The sequence below is a fragment of the Kitasatospora sp. NPDC056651 genome (assembly GCF_042792155.1).
Lineage (GTDB): Bacteria > Actinomycetota > Actinomycetes > Streptomycetales > Streptomycetaceae > Kitasatospora.
Genome location: NZ_JBHTWX010000193.1, coordinates 1 through 6608, shown reverse-complemented (window position 1 = coordinate 6608; position 6608 = coordinate 1). Strand labels below are relative to the sequence as shown.

Annotated in this window: 4 protein-coding genes and 1 pseudogene; 3 read left to right on the top strand and 2 right to left on the bottom strand. The window is 73.5% G+C overall.

Annotation, left to right across the window (positions count from 1 at the left end; all coding sequences use genetic code 11):
* Positions 1-534, top strand: a pseudogene (locus tag ACFRAR_RS37790) (hypothetical protein); the annotation flags it as partial.
* Positions 535-730: 196 nt separating this feature from the next.
* On the opposite strand, the gene ACFRAR_RS37785 reads toward ACFRAR_RS37790, so the two are convergent.
* On the bottom strand, positions 731-3040 hold the full coding sequence (locus ACFRAR_RS37785; protein ID WP_380704834.1) for an MMPL family transporter: 2310 nt from the start codon (positions 3038-3040) through the stop codon (positions 731-733).
* A gap of 250 nt (positions 3041-3290) precedes the next feature.
* On the opposite strand from ACFRAR_RS37785, the gene ACFRAR_RS37780 reads away from it, so the two are divergent.
* Complete coding sequence (locus ACFRAR_RS37780) at positions 3291-4520, top strand: sensor histidine kinase (protein ID WP_380704832.1); 1230 nt, start codon at positions 3291-3293, stop codon at positions 4518-4520.
* Entirely contained in the window at positions 4517-5224 is a 708-nt protein-coding gene (locus tag ACFRAR_RS37775; protein WP_380704830.1) for a response regulator, read from the top strand. Before ACFRAR_RS37780 ends, ACFRAR_RS37775 begins: the two co-directional genes overlap by 4 nt.
* A 74-nt stretch (positions 5225-5298) precedes the next feature.
* Here the strand turns inward: ACFRAR_RS37775 and ACFRAR_RS37770 are convergent, their stop codons facing one another.
* Positions 5299-6474: a serine hydrolase domain-containing protein gene (locus ACFRAR_RS37770; protein ID WP_380704828.1), complete on the bottom strand. Its 1176-nt coding sequence runs from the start codon at positions 6472-6474 to the stop codon at positions 5299-5301.
* Positions 6475-6608: the final 134 nt, after the last annotated feature.

Sequence of the window (6608 nt, the reverse complement as noted above, 5' to 3'; positions counted from 1 at the left end):
ACCCCGATCGACGCCGCGACCACGGCCGGGATCCTGTCCTCCTGCCTGGGCGCCGAGGCGGCGCAGTACCACGCGGTGATCGCGGTCCGCACTCCCGTCGCCTCGCCGGACACCGACGGCGTGGTCGTCGCCGTCGACTCCGCGGGCCAGTACGTGCAGTGCGAGTCGAAGGGCAACCAGGGCAGCAGCAACTCCTCCCCCGCGACGTTCATCAACGACCGCCTGTGGGGCGTCGGCCACCGGATCGAGTTCTTCGACAGCTTCAACACGCCGACCGGTGCCGGGCAGGCCCTCTCGCTGGGCGCCGGGCACTACACGTCCGACGTCGCCAAGGTCACCATCAGCTACGGCGACGACGCGACGCAGTACCCGGCCGTCATGGCGGGCGGCGCGTTCGTCTACGCGGCCGCCGTCTCCACCGGCACCAACCCGAACGCCTTCCCCCCGGCCCCCTACGTCCACGCGTTCGACGCCAAGGGCAAGGAGATCTACAACCAGAAGACGCAGCCCAACGTCAAGGGCGTCCGCCCGTAGGCGTCGCGTCAGATGCTTGAGAGCGGGGCGGTCGTCCCCGTGGTGGCGCGGCGGAACCGAGGCGCCTCCGGATCATGACCGGTAAAAACAGAAGTGCCTTCCGCGCTGGAACGACGAGACCTGTCCAAGGTCTCCGTCGAACCAGCCGGAAGGCACTTTCTGTGTGCGCGCCACCCGGTCCCGCCCGGGCTCGTCGTCAGCGCTGACGGGCCCGGGAGGGGTCTGCGCCCTGTTCCTCCTGCGGCGCGTACGGCTGGGGGTAGGGGTGGGTGTCCTGGTGCGGCGGTGCGGGCCACGAGGACCAGGACGTCGACTGCGGCGACTGCGGTGCGTCCGTACGGTGCCGGGGCGTGGGCCGGGCGGTCGTGCGGCCGGGGCGCAGGGGCCACCACAGGCCGCGGCCGAGGATCGCGGCCAGGGCGGGCACCAGCACGACGGACAGCAGGAACGCGGAGAGCAGGATGCCGAGCGCGGTGGCGAAGCCGATCTGCTGGGTGGAGGGCTGCGGGGTCACCGCGAGGCCGGCGAAGGAACCGGCCAGGACGAGGCCCGCGGTCGCGATGGCCGGGGCGGTGTGCCGCAGGGCGCGCGCGACGGCGGCCCGGGGCGGCCCGGGGTGTTCCATCTCCTCCCGGATCCGGTCGCTGATCAGGATGTTGTAGTCGGTGCCGAGCGCGACCACGAACAGGAACAGGACCAGGGGCAGGGTGAAGTTGACGCCCGGCTTGCCCATCGTGTGCTGGAACAGCAGGGTGGCCGCGCCGAGGGTGGCCGCGAAGCCGAGGCCGACGGAGAGCATCAGGACCACCGGTGCGAGCAGGCTGCGCAGCAGCAGGAGGAGGATCACCCCGATCAGTACCGCCGCGACCGGGAAGACCAGCCGAAGGTCGCGGCCGACGGCGGTGGAGACGTCGGCGAAGACGGCGGGGGTGCCGCCGACGTGCGCGCTCAGGTCGGCGGGTGTGCTCTGGGCGACGGCTGCGCGGATCGGTCCGGAGACCAGGTCGCGGGCCCGCTGGGACTGGGGGTCCTCGGTGAGGATCAGGTCGATCCGCGCGGCCTGCCGGTCCTCGCTCAGGACCGGCTTGGCGACCTGGCCGACGCCGGCGACCCGGGTGAGGTGCCGGGTCAGGCCGTCCAGCGCGCCGGGGGAGAGGGGGCCGGCGTTCCTGGTTTCGACGTAGACGCTGGTCGGGTCCGCCACGCCGGCGGGCAGGGCGCGGGAGATTTCGGCGGCGGTGTTCTGGGACGCCGTGCGCGGGCCGCCGCCCAGGCCGTAGTCCATCCTGATCCCGGCCAGGCCGCCGGCCAGGGCGCCGAGGAGGGCGAGCGAGGCGAGGACCATGACCACGGGCCGACGGGCCACCAGGTCGGCGAAGCGGGCGGCGGTGCCGTCGCGGGGTTCGGCCTTGAGGGCGCGTGAGGGCCAGAAGAGCGCGCGTCCGCAGGCCGCGAGGACGGCGGGCATCAGGGTGAGGCTGGCCAGCAGCATGACCAGGACCGAGACCGCGACGGCCGGGCCGAGCACCCGGAACTGGCCGAAGCTGGCGACCCCGAGGGTGGCGAAGGCGGCGACGATGGTCAGCGCGGCCGAGGTGACCGCGGTGCCGACCTTCTGACCGACCTCGGCGGCGGTGGAGCGGTGGTGGCGTTCGGGGTGGGCGCGCAGCTGCTCGCGGAAGCGGAACATCAGGAACAGGAAGTAGTCGACGCCGATGCCCAGGAGCACCACGCCGATGAGGCTCGGCACGGAGGGGTCGAGTTTGATGCCGGTGAGCAGCGCGGTGCCCACGACCGCGCCGCTGGCCACGCCGATGACGAGGGTCACCGCGATCAGCGGCAGCAGGGCGGCCAGGACGCCGCGGAACACGAGGACGTGGAGCAGCACGATCAGGGCGGCGGCGCCGGCGGAGGCGATGGTCGCGAGGGTCTTGCCGTCGTCGGCGGAGTCGACCTGGTCGGCGAGTGCGCCGGTGAAGCCGGTGCGCAGGCCCTGGGCGGCGAACTCCGCCCGGGCGTTGTCCCGGAACGCCCGGAAGGTGTTCTCCAGGCCCGGGTCGGCGGAGTTTCCGGTGAGGTTGGCGGAGAGCAGCCCGAAGGTTCCGTCGGGGGCCGTCATGGCCGGGTCGACCTGGGGGATCTGCGAGTAGTCCCGCTGGAAGGGCGCGGCGTCCTTGGGCGTGGGCATGGTGACCTTGACGCGGCTCAGCCGCTTCGCCCCGGCGTCGATCTGCTCCCGGTCCGTGGGGGTCAGCGCCCGGCCGTCGGTCCGCGCGACCAGGACGGTCACCGGGTTGGCGTCGGGCTTCGTCCCGAAGCGGTCCTGGGCGATCTTCATGGCGGCGGCCGAGTCGTAGCTCTTCGGCAGAAAGTCGGCCGTCTGCGTCTGGGTCACCCGGTAGACCAGGGTCTGGCTCAGGACGGTCAGGAGCATTCCCAGGACCGCCCATACGGCGATCACCTTCCACGGATTCCTGGTGGAGAATCCGGTCAGGGCGCGGATCACGATGTCCTCCGGCTGTGGTGCTGTCGCCGGGGGTTTCCGGCACCTCTCCAGAGCATCACGGCGTACCGGGCGTTCTCGTCCGAGCGGGGGAGGAGAACGCCGTCAGGACCTGGGCCCGGTACACGGCCCCGACCAGGACCAGGGGCCTGGTCGGGGATCGGTCCCGGGTGCCGGCCCGGGGCCGGGAGCCGCTGTGAGAATGGACCGCGGAGGCCGGTGCCGACCGGCCACGGAAAGGACCACCACCAGCATGTCGACGCACCACCGGCCCCTGCCGCCGTCGCCGAGCGCCGACGGCCTGCCCTGGACGGCCAGTGACGGGCTGCTGGCCGCCGGGGCGGCCGCCCTGGACATCCTCGGCTACTCGGTCGGCGGCCTGGACGGAAGCCGCCCGATCTCCCTGAGCGCGCTGGTGCTGCTCGTCCTGGCGGCCATGCCGCTGCTCACCAGGCGCCGCTACCCGCTGGCGTCACTGGCGGGTGTGCTGGCCCTCGGCCTGGCGCTGAACCTGAGCGGGCCGGTGCCGCCGCACTTCAACTGCACGCTGTGCGTCGCGCTGTTCGCCGTGGCCCGCTCCCGCGGCATCGCGGTGGCGGCGCCGGCCGCCCTGCTGGCGGCCGCCGTGCCACTGCTGGGCCAGGGGCATCCGCTGCCCCCTCCGGTGGGGGACGTGGTGGTCAACGTCCTCGCGGCGGCGCTGGTCATCGTCGCGGCCGAGGTGCTGAAGCGCTGGCAGCACGAGGTGGAGGTCAGGCGCAGGCTGCTGGCCGACCGCGCGGTGGCGCAGGAACGGCGCCGCATCGCACGGGAGTTGCACGACATCGTGGCCCACCACATCACCACCATGCAGCTGATGGCCGGCGGTGCCCGAGCGAACCTCGGAGGTGACACCGAGGTGGTGCGCGACGCGCTGGTCACGCTGGAGGGCTCCGGGCGGATGGCGCTGCGCGAGATGCGCCAACTGCTCGACGTGCTCCGGGCCGGCGACGTGACGGAGGAGGCGGACGGGGCGCCGTCCGCGCCGCAGCCCGGTGTCGGGGACCTCGGAGGGCTCGTCGAGGAGTCCCGCAGGGCCGGTCTGCCCACGCGGTTCGCCGTCCTGGGGGAGGAGCGTCCGCTGCCGCCGAGCACCGGCCTGGCGGTGTTCCGGATCGTCCAGGAAGCCCTCACCAACACCCGCAAGCACGCCGGCCGGGCCCAGGCGCGGGTCCGGCTGACGTACCACCCGGACCGGGTCACCGTCGAGGTGTCCGACAACGGCACCGCCGCGCCGGCCGACACCGTGGTGGGAGCCCTGACGGGGGCGGGTGGTGCGGCCGGACCGAGGGCGGGCCGCGCCGGGTACGGTCTGATCGGCATGCGCGAACGCGTCGCGCTGCACGGCGGCAGCATGGTGGCCGGCGGCGTCGACGGTGGTGGCTTCCGGGTGGTGGCCAGTCTGCCGGTGGCGCCGGCCGACGGAGAGGAACGGCTCGGATGACGGGAACCCAGGAGCGGATCAGGGTGCTGATCGCGGACGACCAGCCGCTGGTGCGGCGGGGCCTGGCCCTGATCCTGGCGCCGGACCCGGCGTTCGAGGTGGTGGCCGAGGCGGACGACGGGCAGCGGGCGGTCGACCTCGCGCACCGGCACCGGCCGCACGTCGTGGTGATGGACATCCGGATGCCGGTTCTCGACGGGGTCCAGGCCACCGAGCGGATCGCGCGGGAGCTGCCCGCGTGCCGGGTCCTGGCGCTGAGCACCTTCGACATGGACGAGTACGTGGTGGCCGCCCTGCGCGCCGGCGCCTCCGGGTTCCTGCCCAAGGACTGCTCCCCCGAGGAGCTCTCGGCCGCCGTGCGCACCGTGCACACCGGGGAGGCGGCGGTGGCGCCGCGCCTGCTCACCCGGTTGATCTCCACCTACGTCACCACGCCCCGCCGGCCGCGGTCGCCGTCGCCGGTGCCGGTGCCGGTGTCCGACCTGGGGGAACTGACGCCCCGCGAGATCGAGGTGTGGCACCTGCTGGCCACCGGCCTCGACAACGCCGAGATCGCGTCGGCGATGGGCATCAGCGTCTCCACGGTCAAGAACTACATCACCAGCGTCTTCGCCAAGCTGAGTGTCCGCGACCGCGCCCAGGCGGTGATCGCGGCGTACGAGTCGGGCCTGGTGGAGGCCCGGCGCGCGAACCCGGCGGGCTGACCGGGCCGGGTCGGGCGGACGGCCTCGCGGCCCCCTTCCGGGGAAGCCGCGAGGCCGTCGTGCCGAGGGGCGGGTCAGCGGCAGAGGGCCGTGTCCAGGGCGTCCGCCATGTGCTGCGCGCCGACCGCTTCCGGGACGGAGGTGACCGTGATGGTGGCGGCGCGACCGTCCTCGGTGACCCCGTCGCGGGAACGGTAGCCCGGGGTGGTCCCGCCGTGGCCCCAGAGGAGGCCGCCGCAGGAGAGCGGCTTGCTCTGCAGACCGAGCCCGTAGCGGACCCCCGGGCCCAGGTACTCGGCGGGGACGGTGGTGCGCATCTCGGCGAGCTGCGCCGCGGGCAGGAGCCGGCCGTCGAGGATCGCGGTGAAGAACGTGTTGAGATCGGTGTTGGTGGAGACCACCGCCCCCGACGTCCAGGCCATCGAGGAGTCCATCTCGGTGTAGTCGATCAGAGGCGCGTCCAGCGAGTTGCGGAGGTAGCCCTTGGGGTGGGCCTCGTGGATGCGGGTGTCCCCGGGGGCGGGGAAGTAGGTGTGGCGCAGCCCGATGCGGTCGATGACGCGCTTGGTGATCTCCTCTCCGGCGGGCCGTCCGGTGACCTTCTGGACGATCAGGCCGGCGACGACGTAGTTGGTGTTGCTGTACGCCCAGTCGGTACCCGGGGGGAAGCTGGCCTTCTGGGCGAGGGCGCCGTCGAGGAGGTCGCGGGGCTCGAAGTAGCGGTACTGGATCGGGACGAAGTCCGACAGCTCGGGGGCGTTCATGTAGTCGGGCAGGCCGCTGGTCTGCTGGAGCAGCTGACGGACGGTGATGTTCCGCCCGTCGATGCCGTCGCCGCGCAGCAGGCCGGGGAGGTAGGTGTCGACGGACGCGTCGAGGCCGATCTTTCCTTCGGCGACGAGCTGGAGGATGACGACGGCGGTGAAGGTCTTGGTGTTGCTGCCGGCGCGTATCTGCCCGTCCATGGGGACCTTGGCCCCGGTGGCGAGGTCGCCGACGCCGGCGGTGTAGGTGCGGGTGCGGCCGTCGCGGCCCTTGACGGAGGCCAGCGCGGCGGGCAGGCCGTCGTCCTTCACCAGCGCGTTCAGGCTCGACTGGACGCTGTCCGGCTTGCCGCCCGCGAACGCCGCGGTCGGTGCCAGAGCCGTGGCCGCCACGACGCCGGCGGCCACGGTGGCCACGGCCGCCGCCAACGCGCGCCGGCCACGGCGGGGTCGGTGGGTGCGGTGGTGCTGTACGTGCTCGTTCATGGAGGAACTCCTCTGCTGGAACGGTGAATTGGCAGGGTGCGCGGGTTCCGCGCGCGGGGGCGCGCGGCACCCCCGGGCCCGGTGGGGGGGGGGCACCGGGGCAGGGCGGAGGCCACCCCGGCCCCCCCGTGCGG

Bases quoted from the DNA above. Each gene is read 5' to 3' on its own strand.
- ACFRAR_RS37780 (WP_380704832.1), top strand. From the start codon at position 3,291: ATGTCGACGCACCACCGGCCCCTGCCGCCGTCGCCGAGCGCCGACGGC.
- ACFRAR_RS37770 (WP_380704828.1), bottom strand. From the start codon at position 6,474: ATGAACGAGCACGTACAGCACCACCGCACCCACCGACCCCGCCGTGGC.
- ACFRAR_RS37775 (WP_380704830.1), top strand. From the start codon at position 4,517: ATGACGGGAACCCAGGAGCGGATCAGGGTGCTGATCGCGGACGACCAG.